Consider the following 14885-nt stretch of genomic DNA (forward strand, 5'->3'; position numbering starts at 1 on the left):
TCGCTTTCGTGTGTGTTGAATTGCTCCAGCCCCATCGATTGCATCAAGGCTTGGCAGCTGCGGTTGTCTTGCTGCTTAGCCTCAAGCTCTGCCAGGGCCGCCTTGATCGCAGTGCGATCTACCACCTGCTCGCCCTCAGTCTTATCAGCGGCATCCAGGTCCGCCAGATATTGGGCAATCCGCTTATCCAGCTTCTCGTCCTGACGCTTAAGCTGATTCAGGTTCAGGTTCAGGTGGCGTCGCGCGGAAGCGACTGCCTGAAACTTACTCCCGTCGATGGCAACCAAGTCACCGGCAATCAAACCGGCAGCTCGGCAGAACTGCACAAAGGCCCGGGATGTCGCGACGAACGCAGCTTTGTTGTTCTTGCGGAAGTCGGCGATGGTTTTGAAGTCGGGTTTGAGCCGGTTGATCAGCCACATCACTTCGATATTGCGCTGGCATTCGGCTTCCAGGCGCCGGGACGAGCGAATGCGCTGGAAATAACCGTAAAGGTAGAGCTTTAGCTGATCGGCGGGGTCGTACGCGGGGCGCCCGGTGGCCTTGGGCTGCGTTTTCTCAAAGCCGAGTTGACCCAGATCCAGCTTGGCGACATACAGGTCGATGACCCGTACGAGGTGATCTTCAGGGATCAATTCCTCCAGCGAGACCGGAACAGGCTAGTCTGGCTGCGGGACTCTCCTTGTATGTAGGCCGTAACGAAAAATGCTCCGTATCTTTCGATACGGAGCATTTTCTTAAAGGGCCGGGCAGATTGCTAGGTTTTCACACAGCCTGCGAAGGCCCTTTTTTCGACAACTTACAGACTTCCGTAGAATTCTGCAAGCCTATATATGGAGCGGGAAACGAGACTCGAACTCGCGACCCCGACCTTGGCAAGGTCGTGCTCTACCAACTGAGCTATTCCCGCGTCGTGATGGGTGCCATTCTAGCGATATCTGAAACGGCGTCAACCCCTTGATTCAAAAAAGTTTTATTTTTTTTCCGAACCTTCGCGCAGGTGCGGCCAGGCGGCCAGCAGGTAATGCATCATCGACCACAGGGTCAGCGCCGCCGCCACCAGCAGCAGTGCATAACCCAGCACCACCCAGAAGCTCACCACCGGCGGGTTGGCCAGCAGGATCACCAGCGCCAGCATTTGCGCCGCCGTTTTCCACTTGCCCAGGTTGGACACCGCCACGTGCGCCCTCGCCCCAAGCTCAGCCATCCACTCGCGCAGTGCCGACACCACGATCTCGCGGCCGATGATCACCGCCGCCGGCAGGGTCAGCCAGAAATTGGCGTGCACCTGCACCAACAGCACCAGGGCCACGGCCACCATCAGCTTGTCGGCAACCGGGTCGAGAAAGGCGCCGAACGGCGTGCTCTGCTCCAGGCGCCGGGCCAGGTAGCCGTCCAGCCAGTCGGTGGCGGCGGCGATGGCGAACACCGTGCTGGCGGCCGTGTAGCTCCAGTGATAAGGCACATAGAACAGCAGGATGAAGATCGGGATGAGCAGGACGCGTAGAACGGTGAGCAGGTTTGGAATATTCATCGGTACGACTGGCTGCGGGTTGAGCCCGGCATTCTACTCGCTATGCAGGCTGGCATAAATCGACTCGGCAAGCTTTTTACTGATGCCGGGCGCCTTGGCGATCTCGTCGATACTGGCGCGGTTGAGCTCTTGCAGGCCACCGAAGTGCTTGAGCAGGTCGCGGCGCCGCTTGGGCCCTACCCCGGCCACGTCTTCCAGGCTGGAAACCCGGCGCGCCTTGCCGCGCCGGGCACGGTGGCCGGTGATGGCGAAACGGTGGGCTTCGTCGCGGATCTGCTGAATCAGGTGCAGGGCTGGGTTGTCGCCCTTGAGGGTGAACTCGTGGGCAACATCGTTGAGGTACAGGGTTTCGAAGCCGGCCTTGCGGGTCACGCCCTTGGCGACGCCGAGCAGGGTCAGGTCAGTGAAGGCCAGCTCCTGCATCACTTCGCGGGCCATGTTCAGCTGGCCCTTGCCGCCGTCTACCAGCAGCACATCGGGCAGCTTGCCCTCGCCGTCCTTGATACGCCCGTAGCGGCGGGTCAGGGCCTGGTGCATGGCCGCGTAGTCATCGCCTGCGGTGACGCCTTCGATATTGAAGCGACGATAATCGGATTTCAGCGGGCCTTCGGGGCCGAACACCACGCAACTGGCCACCGTGGCTTCGCCACTGGAGTGGCTGATGTCGTAGCACTCCAGGCGCTGCGGCACCTCGTCCAGGCCAAGCACTTCGGCCAAGGCCTCGAAACGCGCGGCCATGTGCTGACGGTTGGCCAGGCGCGCATTGAGCGCCTGTTCGGCGTTGGTCACCGCCAGCTGTTGCCAGCGCGCACGGGTGCCGCGCACCCGGTGGCTGATGCTGAGCTCGCGCCCACGCAGGCTCTGCAGCGCCTCGGTGATGGTGGCAAAATCCTCGTGCACCACGTTGACGATCAGCTCGCCGGGCAGTTCGCGCTCGGCGTTGCCCAGGTAGTATTGCGACAGGAACGCGGCCATCACCTCGGCCACCTCCTCCTCGATGCCCACCTGCGGGAAGAAGTTCTTGCTGCCCAGCACCCGGCCACCGCGCACGCTGATCAGGTGCACGCAGGCGCCACCGGGGTTGACGAAGGCCGCCACCACGTCGACATCGCCAGAACCGCCTTCGATGTATTGCTGGTCCTGAACCCGCCGCAACAAGGCGATCTGGTCACGCAGCTCGGCGGCCTTTTCGAAGTTCAAGGCCATGGCGGCCTTTTCCATTTCCTCGTTCAGCTCGTTGCCCAACTGCTGGCTGCGGCCTTCGAGGAACATCACCGAATGGCGCACATCCTCGGCGTATTCCTGGGCACTGACCAGGTCGGTGCACGGCCCCTTGCAGCGTTTTATCTGGTACTGCAGGCAGGGCCGGGTGCGGTTGGCGTAGTAGCTGTCTTCGCACTGGCGCACGGAAAACGCCTTCTGCAGCAAGCTCAGGCTTTCACGAATGGCCCCGGCACTGGGGTAAGGGCCGAAATAACGGCCCTTGGCCTTCTTCGCGCCACGGTGGATCCCCAGGCGTGGGAATTCACCGTCGGACAGGAATACATACGGGTAGGACTTATCGTCGCGCAACAGGATGTTGTACGGCGGCCGCCATTGCTTGATGAGGTTCTGCTCAAGCAGCAACGCTTCGGTTTCGTTGGCGGTGATGGTGGTTTCAACCTGAGCGATACGCCCCACCAGCGCGGCGGTTTTCGGCGCCAGGCCCGTCTTGCGGAAATAACTGGCCAGGCGTTTCTTGAGGTTCTTGGCCTTGCCCACGTAAAGCAGGCGCGCCTCGGCATCGAACATCCGGTACACGCCCGGGCGGCCGCTGCAGGTGGCCAGGAACGCGCTGGCATCAAAGACTTGTGACATGAGGTTTTACAGGCTTGCGTCAACCATACCGTGGCGAACGGCCAGCAACGTCAGTTCGACGTCGCTGGTGACCGAGAGTTTTTCGAAGATCCGATAACGGTAAGTATTGACGGTCTTGGGTGACAGGCACAACTTGTCGGAGATGATCTGCACCTTTTGGCAGCCGACGATCATCAGGGCGATCTGGATTTCCCGCTCCGACAACGCATCGAACGGCGAGCCTTGCGGCTGGAACGACTTCAGCGCCAGCTGCTGGGCAATCTGCGGGCTGATGTAACGCTGCCCGGCGAAGGCCAGGCGAATGGCCTGGACCATTTCATCCAGGCCAGCGCCCTTGGTCAGGTAGCCCGCGGCCCCAGCCTGCATCAGGCGCGTGGGGAACGGGTCTTCTTCGCACACGGTGACGGCCACCACCTTGATGTCCGGGTGGCTGCGCAGCAATTTGCGGGTAGCTTCCAGGCCGCCGATGCCTGGCATCTTCACGTCCATCAGCACGACGTCGGGCTTCAGCTCACGGACCAGCTTGATGGCCGACTCGCCCGAATCTGCCTCCCCCACCACCTGCAGGCCATCGATATCGGCGAGCATGCGGGTAATCCCGGTTCGTACCAGATCGTGATCGTCGACCACTAGGACCCTAATCAAGCAGACACCTCGTCAACAGGGCGATTGGATCCCGCCACCTTAACAAAATTTTTCATGGCGGACCTAGCGTAAAACTTCCTTCAGAAACGTCTGACGCTCCGGCCGTGGCAGGCGCACCAGCTCGCGGTGGCCGCCCTCGCTCACCAGCCGCCCCAGCAAGTGCCCGAAAGCCGCCTGGTCGGCGCTCGGCAATCGCCGGAACGCGCCTAGCAGGCCGGTTTCATCCGCGCTCAGGCTTTCCAGTGGCGCCGGGGTGCGCACGCCGCTGAGGACATACAACGCATCGACGCCTTTGGCCGCCAGGGCCGCCAGGTAATCGACCCGGGGCGTACGTTCGCCGCTCTCATACTTGCCCTGGGCATTGGGTTCGACGCCGCCAATATCGCCAAACACACGCTGGGTCATGCCCAGCCGTTCACGCTCTTCCCTTAGGCGTGGACCGAGTCCATTCATTTCAGGCTTCTCCTGGTTACGGGTAATCGTCGGGCACCGCTCACAGCCCTGTGAGCAAAGGTAGACCCAGCGGTCACTATGCCCATCACCAGCGCCCGTCGCAAGCCAGTATTGCGCCAGCAGCGGGCCTGGCAACGGCATCGCTCAACCGATGCTGCGTTGCATTCTGACGAAGCATTCATCCTCGCCCATCTCGGCAAACCCGCTGCGCCGGTACAGCTGCCGCGCTGGGTTATTCCTGAACACCATCAAGCGCAGTAGCGGCAAATGCCGTTGCGCTGCCCAGCCGGCCAGGGTTTCCAGCACCTGTTGACCCACGCCGCGGCCGCGGTGCTCGGGCAGCAGGTGCAGTTCGCGAATGAACAAGGCCTGGCGGTCCTGGCTGAGGCTGCAATAGCCCAGCACTGCGCCCTGCTGCACGATCAGCCATTGCTCGCGCCAGCCCCAGGCCTGATCGAAGGCGCCCTCCACCCACAACAGGTCGAAGTCACGGTAATAGGGCAGCATCGCCCTTCGCGTCAGGTCGCGGGCGAAATCACGATCGGCGTCGGTGGCGGGTATCAACGCCAAGGGTTTGCCACACTTCATCACCGTTTCCCGCCTCTACCGTTCGTCTTGAGCCTAGGCAATTCATTGACCCGGGTCACGTCCACCTTGGGAATTGTTTCTATGCTCAGGGCCTTCGGCAACTGCCACCCGGAGCCCCCATGGCAACCCCGTCCCTGGCCAGCCAGCCGCCACTGGCACAACGCGAGGCCGGCCCGCAGCTTTCCCACCGGCCTGGGCGTGCCACCCTCGTGCTGTTCTTCGGCCTGCTCCTGGCCGGCATCGCCTACACCGCCTGGAGCCTGAAACAGGATGTTTCGGCCAGCGGTACGGTCATCACCACCGTCACGCCGTTCCTGTTGCTGGGCCTGGCGCTGCTGGTCGCCCTGGGCTTCGAGTTCGTCAATGGCTTTCATGACACCGCCAATGCGGTGGCCACGGTGATCTACACCCACTCGCTGCCGGCACCGGTGGCAGTGGTGTGGTCGGGGCTGTGCAATTTTCTCGGCGTGCTGCTTTCCAGCGGCGCAGTGGCCTTCGGCATCATTGCCCTGCTGCCGGTGGAGCTGATTCTGCAGGTGGGCTCCTCGGCCGGCTTCGCCATGGTCTTCGCCCTGCTGCTGGCCGCCATCATCTGGAACCTCGGCACCTGGTGGCTGGGGCTGCCGGCGTCGTCTTCGCACACGCTGATCGGCTCGATCATCGGTGTGGGCGTGGCCAATGCGCTGATGCATGGGCGCAGCGGCACCAGCGGGGTGGACTGGGCCCAGGCGAGCAAGGTCGGCTACGCCCTGCTGTTCTCGCCCTTGATCGGTTTTGCCTGCGCGGCCTTGCTGCTGCTCGCCCTGCGTGCGCTGGTCAAGCGCCAGGCGCTGTACCAGGCGCCGCAAGGCCGCACGCCGCCGCCCTGGTGGATTCGCGGCCTGCTGATTCTGACCTGCACCGGGGTGTCGTTCGCCCACGGTTCCAACGATGGCCAGAAAGGCATGGGCCTGATCATGCTGATTCTGGTCGGCACCCTGCCGATGGCCTACGCCTTGAACAAAACCATGCCCAGCGACCAGGCGCAGCATTTTTCCGCGGTGGCCGAAGCCACCCGGCAGGCGTTGGTGCGCAGCGCCCCGCAAGCGCCCCCGGCCGACCCACGCCAGGTGCTCACCGCCTTCGTTGCCGCCCCCAAGGCCAGCCCGCAGCTGGTGCCCGCGTTGGCCGCGCTGGCGGGCATGATCGGCGAGGAAGTCGAAGGCTATGGCTCGCTGCAGCGGGTGCCGGCCGAGGCCATGGCCAACGTGCGCAACGATATGTACCTGACCAGCGAAGCCATCCGCCTGCTGGAGCACGACCGGCAGGTGGCCTTCGATGCCGAAACCCTCAGCCACCTGCAGGCCTTCAAGGCCCAGATCGACGCCGCTACCCGCTATATTCCGCTATGGGTCAAGGTAGCCGTGGCCCTTGCCCTGGGGCTGGGCACCATGGTCGGCTGGAAGCGCATCGTGGTGACGGTGGGCGAGAAGATCGGCAAGGCGCACCTGAGCTATGCCCAGGGCGCCTCGGCCGAGCTGGTGGCAATGTGCACCATCGGTGCGGCGGACCTATTCGGGTTGCCGGTGTCGACCACCCATGTGCTGAGTTCCGGGGTAGCCGGCACCATGGTGGCCAATGGCTCGGGCATTCAGAAACGTACGCTGGTCAACTTGATGATGGCCTGGGTGCTCACCCTACCGGCGGCGATGCTGCTGGCCGGGTGCCTGTACTGGCTGCTGTGCCAAATCGCTGGGTAGGAGCGAGCGAAGCTCGCGATGGGCTGCAAAGCAGCCCCAGCTTCATGCGCCGCGAAGCTGGAGGCCTGGGGCCGCTGCGCGCCCCATCGCGAGCTCCTACCCAAAATCCGTTCGTTTTGGGGGTCAGGCGGGGATTTTCAGGCCCCGTTGTACGGCCGGGCGTTCGAGGAAGCTGGCCAGCACGCGCTGCACTTCCTTGAACTCATCGAAGCCAACCAGATCCCGTGCGTTGTAGCGCTCCACCAGGTTGCGCACCCAGGGGAAGATGGCGATATCGGCAATGCTGTAGTCATCGACCATCCACTGGCGCCCTTTCAGGTGACGGTCCAGCACACCCAGCAGGCGCTTCGATTCGTTGACGTAGCGGTCACGCGGGCGCTTGTCCTCGTACTCCTTGCCGGCAAAGAAATGGAAGAACCCCACCTGGCCGAACATCGGCCCGATGCCGCCCATCTGGAACATCAGCCACTGCAGCGTCTGGTAGCGCTGGGCCGGGTCCTGGCTCAACAGTTGCCCGCTTTTCTCCGCCAGGTACTGCAAGATCGCACCCGACTCGAACAAGGCCAGCGGCTGGCCACCCGGCCCGTTGGGGTCGAGGATTGCCGGGATCTTGTTGTTGGCGCTCAGGGAAATGAATTCGGGGGTCAGTTGGTCGTCGTTGTCGAAGCTGACCTTGTGCGGCTCGTAGGCCAGGCCGATCTCCTCCAGCATGATCGACACCTTGACGCCATTGGGCGTGGGCAGCGAATACAGCTGCAGGCGCTCGGGGTGCTGCGCCGGCCATTTACGGGTGATGGGGAAAGCGCTCAGATCGGTCATGCTCGTTTCCTGCAATCCATGGAAACGCCCACTTTAAGGGACCGCGCCGCGATTTGACCATCGGGGGCGCGAAACGCCCCCTTCCAGCACCCAAGCCTCAGGCTGCCTGGGCCACCGCCCTGCTGCCCTTCTGGGTCAGCGAAACCAGCAGGATGAACAGGGTCACCCCCGCCGTCATCAAGGTTTCATAGCGGTAGGCATCGCTGAACAGCATATAGCCCAGGACCATGACGATGGTGCCGATCACCAGCCAGGTCAGCCACGGGAACAGCCACATCTTCAGCTCCAGCGGCCGCCCCTCACGGTCGGCGCGGGCGCGCATGCGCAGCTGCGACACGGCAATCACCAGGTACACCAGCAAGGCGATGGCACCGGTGGTGGACAGCAGGAAACCAAACACCTTGCCGGGCAGCACATAGTTGACGAAGCAACCGACGAAGCCCGCCAGGGTCGACAGAATCACCGCCACGGTTGGCACGCCGGCGCCGGAGATGCGCTTGGTCATGCTCAACGCCTGGCCGCGAGCCCCCAGCGAATACAGCATCCGCGAGGCGGTATACAGGCCCGAGTTCATGCAGCTGGTCACGGCCACCAGCACCACCAGGTCGACCAACAGCTTGGCGCCGGGTACGTTGAGCACTTCCAGCACCCGCTGGAACGAACCCACCGCCTTGAGCTGCGGGTCGTTCCAGGCCACCAGCGACACCACCAGGAAGATCGACGCCAGGTAGAAGATGGCGATGCGGTACACCACCAGGTTGGTGGCGCGGCGGATCTTGTCCTTGGGGTTGGCGGTTTCATCGGCGGCGATGGTGACGATCTCGGCACCGAAGAACGAGAAGATGGTAATCAGCACGCCCCCCAGCACTGTACCGAAGCCGTTGGGCATGAAGCCGCCGTTGTCCCACAGGCGGCTGACGCCCGACACCTCGGCCAGCGGCCAGAACCCGAACACCGCCAGGCTGCACACCGCGATAAAGGCAATGATGGCAATTACCTTGACCAGCGCGAACCAGTATTCGAAGGCGCCGAAGTTCTTCACGCTGACCAGGTTGCTGCCCGACAGCACCAGCATGATCAGGAAGGCGAACAGCCAGGACGGCACGGCCGGGAAATAGGCATGCAGGATATCGGCGCCGGCAATGGCCTCGACCGGAATGATCAGCACCCAGAACCACCAGTACAGCCAGCCGATGGTAAAGCCCGCCCAAGGGCCGATGGCCTCGGAGGCATAGGTGGAGAACGAGCCGCTGTTGGGGTTGGCGACGGCCATTTCGCCGAGCATGCGCATCACCAGCAGCACCAGCAGGCCGGTCATGGCGTAGGAGATGAGAATGGCCGGGCCAGCAGTGGCGATGGCGTTGGAGGAACCGATGAACAGGCCAGCGCCGATGATACCGGCGATGGAGATCATGGACACCTGACGGGAGGTCAGGCCGTGCTGCAAGGAACGCTGTTTGTTGTTGTGTAGCGAAGCCATGGAGAACCCTCGAATGGGTCGGCCGTCATGACTGACAGCTGAAAAGTTGGAGCAGAATTCGTCTAGGTCGTTGTGCGCGTTGTTGTTGTTTTTAATGGCCGGTCGTGCACTTTCCTCCTCTTCGCCGAACCGGGTTGTCTTCGTTGGTCGAGGCCAGTATTAATCTATAGGGCGAGGTCAACAAACGACCTTTTCGAAGCACATGATTCCAATATGGAATGAACTTCTTCCTTTTTTGCTCGGTACGCGCCTGCCATGTCCAAACGCCTGATGCCCTCGACCACCGCCTTGCAATGCTTCGAAGCCGCTGCCCGCCACCTGAGCTTCACCCGCGCCGCGCAGGAGCTGCACCTGACCCAGAGCGCCGTCAGCAAGCAGGTAGCGCAGCTTGAGGACATGCTTGCGCACTCGCTGTTCCAGCGTATTCGCAGGCGCCTGCACCTGACTCCGGCCGGTGCCCTGTACCTCACCGAGGTGAACAAGATCCTCACCCAGATCGACATCTCCAGCCGCTACATCCTCAGCTACGGCGACGAAACCGAGGTGCTGCGCATCGCCACCCAGCCGACCTTCGGTGCGCGCTGGCTGGTGCCGCGGCTCAAGGGTTTCGGTGACCGCCATCCACGCATCCACCTGGACATCCGCAACGAACTGGAGCCCTTCGACCTGGTGCAGGCCAAGGCGGATATCGCGTTCTTCTTCGGCCAGGGCACCTGGCCAGGGGCAACCTGCATCGAGTTGTTCAGCGAGGCGGTGGTGCCGGTGTGCGCCCCGCAACTGCGCGCCAGCTGCGGTTTCGCCAGTGCCCAGGCGTTGACCGAGCACCGCCTGCTGCAGTGCGCTTCGCGGCCAGAGGCGTGGCACGAGTGGTTCCTGGGGCTGGGCTTGCACAGCCAGAACAGCTACCACGGGCCCAGGTTCGACACGTTCTACCTGTGCATCCGCGCGGCCATCGCCGGCTGCGGGATTGCCCTGATTCCGCGCTACCTGGTGGCCGAGGAACTGGCCGAGGGCAAGCTGGTGGTGGCCTGGGACCACCCGGTGGCGAGCAATGGGCGGCACTTCATGGCCCATGCCGAACATGCGGCCGAGGTGCCCAAGGTGCGGGCGTTCGTGCAGTGGATTCGGGAGCGGGTGGCCGAGGGGGATTGATGGTGCCTGGGGCGGCCCTTTCGCGGGGCAAGCCCGCGCCTACAGGTCGCACACAAGTTCATGAATCAGAGGAATGACCCCGATCGGATAATTCGTTTGCGCACAGCGTCCCCGGCACGCTTGGATAGTAAGAAACTCGAACAAGGTCCGCGTGCCCATGAACCAGGAAAGTATCAGCCAGTCCATTGCCATCGTTCACCCGATCACACTTTCCCATGGCCGTAACGCCGAAGTCTGGGACACCGACGGCAAACGTTACATCGACTTCGTCGGCGGTATCGGCGTGCTCAACCTGGGCCACTGCAACCCGGCGGTGGTCGCCGCCATCCAGGCCCAGGCCAGCCGCCTGACCCATTACGCCTTCAACGCCGCCCCCCATGCGCCCTATCTGGAACTGATGGAGCGCCTGTGCCAGTTCGTCCCGGTCAGCTACCCGCTGGCCGGCATGCTCACCAACAGCGGTGCGGAAGCGGCGGAAAACGCCCTGAAAGTGGCCCGCGGCGCCACCGGCAAGCGCGCCATCATCGCCTTCGACGGTGGTTTCCACGGCCGTACCCTGGCCACCCTGAACCTCAACGGCAAGGTCGCCCCCTACAAGCAACGGGTTGGCGAACTGCCAGGGCCGGTGTACCACCTGCCCTACCCCGGCAGCGACACCGGCATCACCTGCGAACAGGCGCTCAAGGCCATGGAGCGGCTGTTCAGCGTCGAGCTGGCGGTGGAGGACGTGGCGGCGTTCATCTTCGAGCCGGTGCAAGGCGAAGGCGGCTTCCTCGCCCTGGACCCGGCCTTCGCCCAGGCCCTGCGCCGCTTCTGCGACGCGCACGGGATTCTCATCATCATGGACGAAATCCAGTCCGGTTTCGGCCGCACCGGCCAGCGCTTCGCCTTCCCGCGCCTGGGGATAGAACCCGACCTGCTGCTGCTGGCAAAAAGTATTGCCGGTGGCCTGCCGCTGGGTGCGGTGGTGGGGCGCCAGGCGCTGCTGGCGGCGCTGCCGAAAGGGGGGCTGGGTGGCACTTACTCGGGCAACCCGATTGCTTGCGCGGCGGCCCTGGCGAGCCTGGCGCAGATGAGCGATGAAAACCTCGCCACCTGGGGTGAACGCCAGGAGCAGGCGATCGTCAGCCGCCATGGGCGCTGGAAAGCGTCAGGGTTGAGCCCGTTCATCGGCCGCCTGACCGGGGTGGGCGCCATGCGCGGCATCGAACTGGTCAATGCCGATGGCAGCCCGGCGCCGGCGCACCTGGCCAAGGTGCTGGAGGCCGCGCGGGCCAAGGGGTTGCTGCTGATGCCCAGCGGCAAGGCGCGGCACATCATTCGCCTGCTGGCACCACTGACCATCGAGCAAGCGGTGCTCGAAGAAGGCTTGGATATCCTTGAGCAGTGCCTGGGCGAGCTGGCCTGAGGCTTACAGGCCCAGCTCTTCAGGGGTGAGCATGTCGGACTCGAAGGCGATCCAGCCGCCTTCGAGTTCGGCGTGGCCGTTGACGATCGGGCCGTAGTAGGTCAGGCCGTTCTCCAGGGTCACGCAGATGTGCGTGGCAGGTTTTTCCGGAGCGGCCAGCGTACCGACGAAATGCACCTTCTTCAGGGTTTCGGTTACCGCTTCCAGGCCAACGCGCATGCCGGGGTTTTCCGAGGCCTCGGTGTCGCCGCCGCGGTCTTCGGCGCTGATGGTCACGGTGGCGGTGTACGGGTACTGGGTGCTCAAGCGGGGTTACCTCAAAAGAGTGTTGGCGTATGGGCGCGTAGAGTACGGCAGGCGGTGGCGGTTGTCTCTACCGGCCTCTTCGCGGGGCAAGCCCGCTCCTACAGGTTGGTCCGTGTAGGAGCGGGCTTGCCCCGCGAAGAGGCCGGGCCTGCAAAAGCGGGCCCAATCTGTTAGGGTGCCCGCCGATGCACGCCACACCACACGAGGACACCTGAGTGAGCGCCGAAGAACCCCTGATCGCCGACCTTTTCGAGGTCGACAAACGCCTGACCCTCAAGCCCGTCGTGGACTTCAACAGCTACCTGCGCAATGCCTTCGGCGAAGGCCCTTGCCGCTGCCACCGCTGCGCCGAAGGTGAAGACCAAAGTAGCTACAGCCATGCCCACAGCTTCACCTTCGAAGGCCGCCAGTGGCACCGCCGCTTCGCCAGCACCGCCGGCAGCGACGTCGCCCAGGTGCTGAAAAAGGCCTGGCTGTCGTACACCAAGGCCGAGCTCAGCCTGGTTGGCGCGCTGGACCTGGCCACCCTCAAGACCTTCACCGACGCGACCCTGCACGAACGCCTGCTGGCGCTGCTGCCAGCCAGCGGCCTGGCCCGTGAAAGCGACGGCCAGTGGATGCTGCAAGCCCAGGCCGACTGACGGCTCGGCGGTCGGGCAAGATTCTCCCGCTCTGCTACCGTGGGAGAATCCGCACCGCCGCAGGTAGCCTGCCATGGCCCGCACAACGCCCATCGAGCTGTACCGCAATATCGGCATCGTCGCCCACGTGGACGCCGGCAAGACCACCACCACCGAGCGCATCCTGTTCTACACCGGGGTCAACCACAAGATGGGCGAGGTGCATGACGGCGCCGCGACCATGGACTGGATGGCCCAGGAGCAGGAGCGCGGCATCACCATCACCTCGGCAGCGACCACGGCGTTCTGGCAAGGCTCGACCAAGCAGTTTGCCGACAAGTACCGCTTCAACATCATCGACACCCCCGGCCACGTCGACTTCACCATCGAGGTGGAGCGCTCGCTGCGCGTGCTCGACGGCGCGGTGGTGGTATTCAGCGGCGCCGACGGGGTCGAACCGCAGTCCGAGACGGTGTGGCGCCAGGCCAACAAATACCATGTGCCGCGCCTGGCCTACATCAACAAGATGGACCGCCAGGGCGCCGACTTCCTGCGCGTGGTGCGCCAGATCGACCAGCGCCTGGGCCACCACCCGGTGCCCATCCAGCTGGCCATCGGCAGCGAGGAAAACTTCATCGGCCAGATCGACCTGGTGAAGATGAAGGCCATCTACTGGAACGACGCCGACCAAGGCACCAGCTACCGCGAGGAAGCCATCCCGCCCGAGCTGCAGGCGCTGGCCGACGAGTGGCGGGCGCACATGGTCGAGGCTGCGGCCGAGGCCAATGACGCGCTGACCGAGAAGTTCCTCGAAGGCGAGGAGCTGAGCGTCGAGGAGATCAAGGCGGCCCTGCGCCAGCGCACCATCGCCAACGAAATCGTGCCCACCATCCTTGGCTCCTCGTTCAAGAACAAGGGCGTGCCGCTGATGCTCGACGCAGTGATCGACTACCTGCCGGCACCCTCGGAAATCCCGGCGATCAAGGGCACCGACCCGGACGACGAAGACAAGCACCTGGAGCGCCACGCCGACGACAAGGAGCCGTTCTCCGCGCTGGCGTTCAAGATCGCCACCGACCCCTTCGTCGGCACCCTGACCTTCGCCCGGGTGTATTCCGGCGTACTCAGCTCAGGCAATGCGGTGCTCAACTCGGTGAAGGGCAAGAAGGAACGCATTGGCCGCATGGTGCAGATGCACGCCAACCAGCGCGCCGAGATCAAGGACGTGTGCGCCGGCGACATCGCCGCGCTGATCGGCATGAAGGATGTCACCACCGGCGACACCCTGTGCGACATGGACAAGCCGATCATCCTCGAACGCATGGATTTCCCCGACCCGGTGATTTCCGTGGCCGTGGAGCCCAAGACCAAGGCCGACCAGGAAAAAATGGGCATCGCCCTGGGCAAGCTGGCCCAGGAAGACCCGTCCTTCCGCGTGCGCACCGACGAAGAAACCGGCCAGACCATCATTTCAGGCATGGGCGAGCTGCACCTGGACATCATCGTTGACCGCATGCGCCGCGAATTCAACGTCGAGGCCAATATCGGCAAGCCGCAGGTGGCTTACCGCGAGAAAATCCGCAACACCTGCGAAATCGAAGGCCGCTTCGTTCGCCAGTCCGGCGGCCGTGGCCAGTATGGTCACTGCTGGATTCGCTTCGCCCCCGGTGATGAAGGCAAGGAAGGCCTGGAGTTCATCAACGAGATCGTCGGCGGCGTGGTGCCGCGCGAGTACATCCCGGCAATTCAGAAGGGCATCGAGGAGCAGATGAAGAACGGCGTGCTGGCCGGCTACCCGCTGATCAACCTGAAGGCGGCGGTGTACGACGGCTCCTACCACGACGTCGACTCCAACGAAATGGCCTACAAGATCGCCGCCTCCATGGCCACCAAGCAGTTGTCGCAAAAAGGCGGCGCAGTGCTGCTGGAGCCGGTGATGAAGGTGGAGGTGGTAACGCCCGAAGAGTACCAGGGCGACATTCTTGGCGACCTGAGCCGGCGCCGGGGGATGATCCAGGATGGCGACGAAACCCCTGCCGGCAAGGTGATCCGCGCCGAGGTGCCGCTGGGCGAGATGTTCGGCTATGCCACCTCGATGCGTTCGATGACCCAGGGGCGGGCCAGTTTCTCGATGGAGTTCACCCGCTATGCCGAGGCCCCGGCGAGCATTGCCGATGGCATCGTCAAGAAGAACCGCGGGGAGTGAGGCGGCTGAGGGCCCTGATCGCGAGCTGCGCTCGCTCCTACGGGGATCGCGCCCTCTCGGTAGGAGCGAGCGCAGCTC

General features: G+C 63.7%; 13 protein-coding genes, 1 tRNA gene and 1 pseudogene. 5 read left to right on the forward strand and 10 right to left on the reverse strand.

Annotated features, from left to right (window positions below; translation table 11 throughout):
* The 7 genes and pseudogenes from F3J45_RS26025 to F3J45_RS26055 form a co-directional block, all read right to left on the reverse strand.
* Positions 1-733, reverse strand: a pseudogene (locus F3J45_RS26025) (transposase); the annotation flags it as partial.
* A 101-nt stretch (positions 734-834) separates the two neighbouring features.
* A tRNA-Gly gene (locus F3J45_RS26030) sits at positions 835-910 on the reverse strand.
* Between the two features lie 63 nt (positions 911-973).
* Entirely contained in the window at positions 974-1534 is a 561-nt protein-coding gene (pgsA, locus tag F3J45_RS26035) for a CDP-diacylglycerol--glycerol-3-phosphate 3-phosphatidyltransferase (RefSeq protein ID WP_167069892.1), read from the reverse strand.
* Positions 1535-1567: 33 nt separating this feature from the next.
* On the reverse strand, positions 1568-3391 hold the full coding sequence (gene uvrC / locus F3J45_RS26040; protein WP_167069894.1) for an excinuclease ABC subunit UvrC: 1824 nt from the start codon (positions 3389-3391) through the stop codon (positions 1568-1570).
* A 6-nt stretch (positions 3392-3397) separates the two neighbouring features.
* On the reverse strand, positions 3398-4036 hold the full coding sequence (uvrY, locus tag F3J45_RS26045; RefSeq protein WP_167069896.1) for a UvrY/SirA/GacA family response regulator transcription factor: 639 nt from the start codon (positions 4034-4036) through the stop codon (positions 3398-3400).
* Positions 4037-4099: 63 nt separating this feature from the next.
* Entirely contained in the window at positions 4100-4489 is a 390-nt protein-coding gene (locus F3J45_RS26050) for a helix-turn-helix domain-containing protein (RefSeq protein ID WP_167069898.1), read from the reverse strand.
* Positions 4490-4633: 144 nt separating this feature from the next.
* On the reverse strand, positions 4634-5077 hold the full coding sequence (locus tag F3J45_RS26055; protein ID WP_167069900.1) for a GNAT family N-acetyltransferase: 444 nt from the start codon (positions 5075-5077) through the stop codon (positions 4634-4636).
* A gap of 119 nt (positions 5078-5196) precedes the next feature.
* Here F3J45_RS26055 and F3J45_RS26060 point away from each other — a divergent pair, with 119 nt between their 5' ends.
* A complete protein-coding gene (locus tag F3J45_RS26060) occupies positions 5197-6816 on the forward strand; it encodes an inorganic phosphate transporter (RefSeq protein ID WP_167069902.1) in 1620 nt (539 codons plus the stop codon).
* 123 nt (positions 6817-6939) lie between these two features.
* Here F3J45_RS26060 and F3J45_RS26065 read toward each other — a convergent pair whose 3' ends face one another.
* Together F3J45_RS26065 and F3J45_RS26070 are read right to left on the reverse strand one after the other, a co-directional pair.
* A complete protein-coding gene (locus F3J45_RS26065) occupies positions 6940-7635 on the reverse strand; it encodes a glutathione S-transferase N-terminal domain-containing protein (RefSeq protein ID WP_167069904.1) in 696 nt (231 codons plus the stop codon).
* A 97-nt stretch (positions 7636-7732) separates the two neighbouring features.
* Positions 7733-9115, reverse strand: coding sequence for an amino acid permease (locus F3J45_RS26070; protein ID WP_167069906.1), 1383 nt, complete (start codon positions 9113-9115; stop codon positions 7733-7735).
* A gap of 255 nt (positions 9116-9370) precedes the next feature.
* Here F3J45_RS26070 and F3J45_RS26075 point away from each other — a divergent pair, with 255 nt between their 5' ends.
* Both F3J45_RS26075 and F3J45_RS26080 read left to right on the forward strand, forming a co-directional pair.
* Positions 9371-10267 carry a LysR substrate-binding domain-containing protein gene (locus F3J45_RS26075; protein WP_167069909.1) on the forward strand — a complete coding sequence of 299 codons (897 nt, stop codon included), beginning with the start codon at positions 9371-9373 and terminating at the stop codon, positions 10265-10267.
* 157 nt (positions 10268-10424) lie between these two features.
* Positions 10425-11675, forward strand: coding sequence for an aspartate aminotransferase family protein (locus F3J45_RS26080; protein WP_167069911.1), 1251 nt, complete (start codon positions 10425-10427; stop codon positions 11673-11675).
* Positions 11676-11678: 3 nt separating this feature from the next.
* Here the strand turns inward: F3J45_RS26080 and F3J45_RS26085 are convergent, their stop codons facing one another.
* Positions 11679-11981, reverse strand: coding sequence for a hypothetical protein (locus F3J45_RS26085; RefSeq protein ID WP_167069913.1), 303 nt, complete (start codon positions 11979-11981; stop codon positions 11679-11681).
* Positions 11982-12196: 215 nt separating this feature from the next.
* Between F3J45_RS26085 and F3J45_RS26090 the strand changes: the two genes are divergently transcribed.
* Positions 12197-12622 carry a hypothetical protein gene (locus F3J45_RS26090; RefSeq protein ID WP_167069915.1) on the forward strand — a complete coding sequence of 142 codons (426 nt, stop codon included), beginning with the start codon at positions 12197-12199 and terminating at the stop codon, positions 12620-12622.
* 73 nt (positions 12623-12695) lie between these two features.
* Positions 12696-14807, forward strand: a complete 2112-nt coding sequence (fusA, locus tag F3J45_RS26095; protein ID WP_167069917.1) for an elongation factor G — start codon at positions 12696-12698, stop codon at positions 14805-14807.
* Positions 14808-14885 lie beyond the last annotated feature (78 nt).

Origin of the sequence: Pantoea sp. Ap-967 (assembly GCF_011752565.1) — a bacterium.
Classification (GTDB): domain Bacteria; phylum Pseudomonadota; class Gammaproteobacteria; order Pseudomonadales; family Pseudomonadaceae; genus Aquipseudomonas.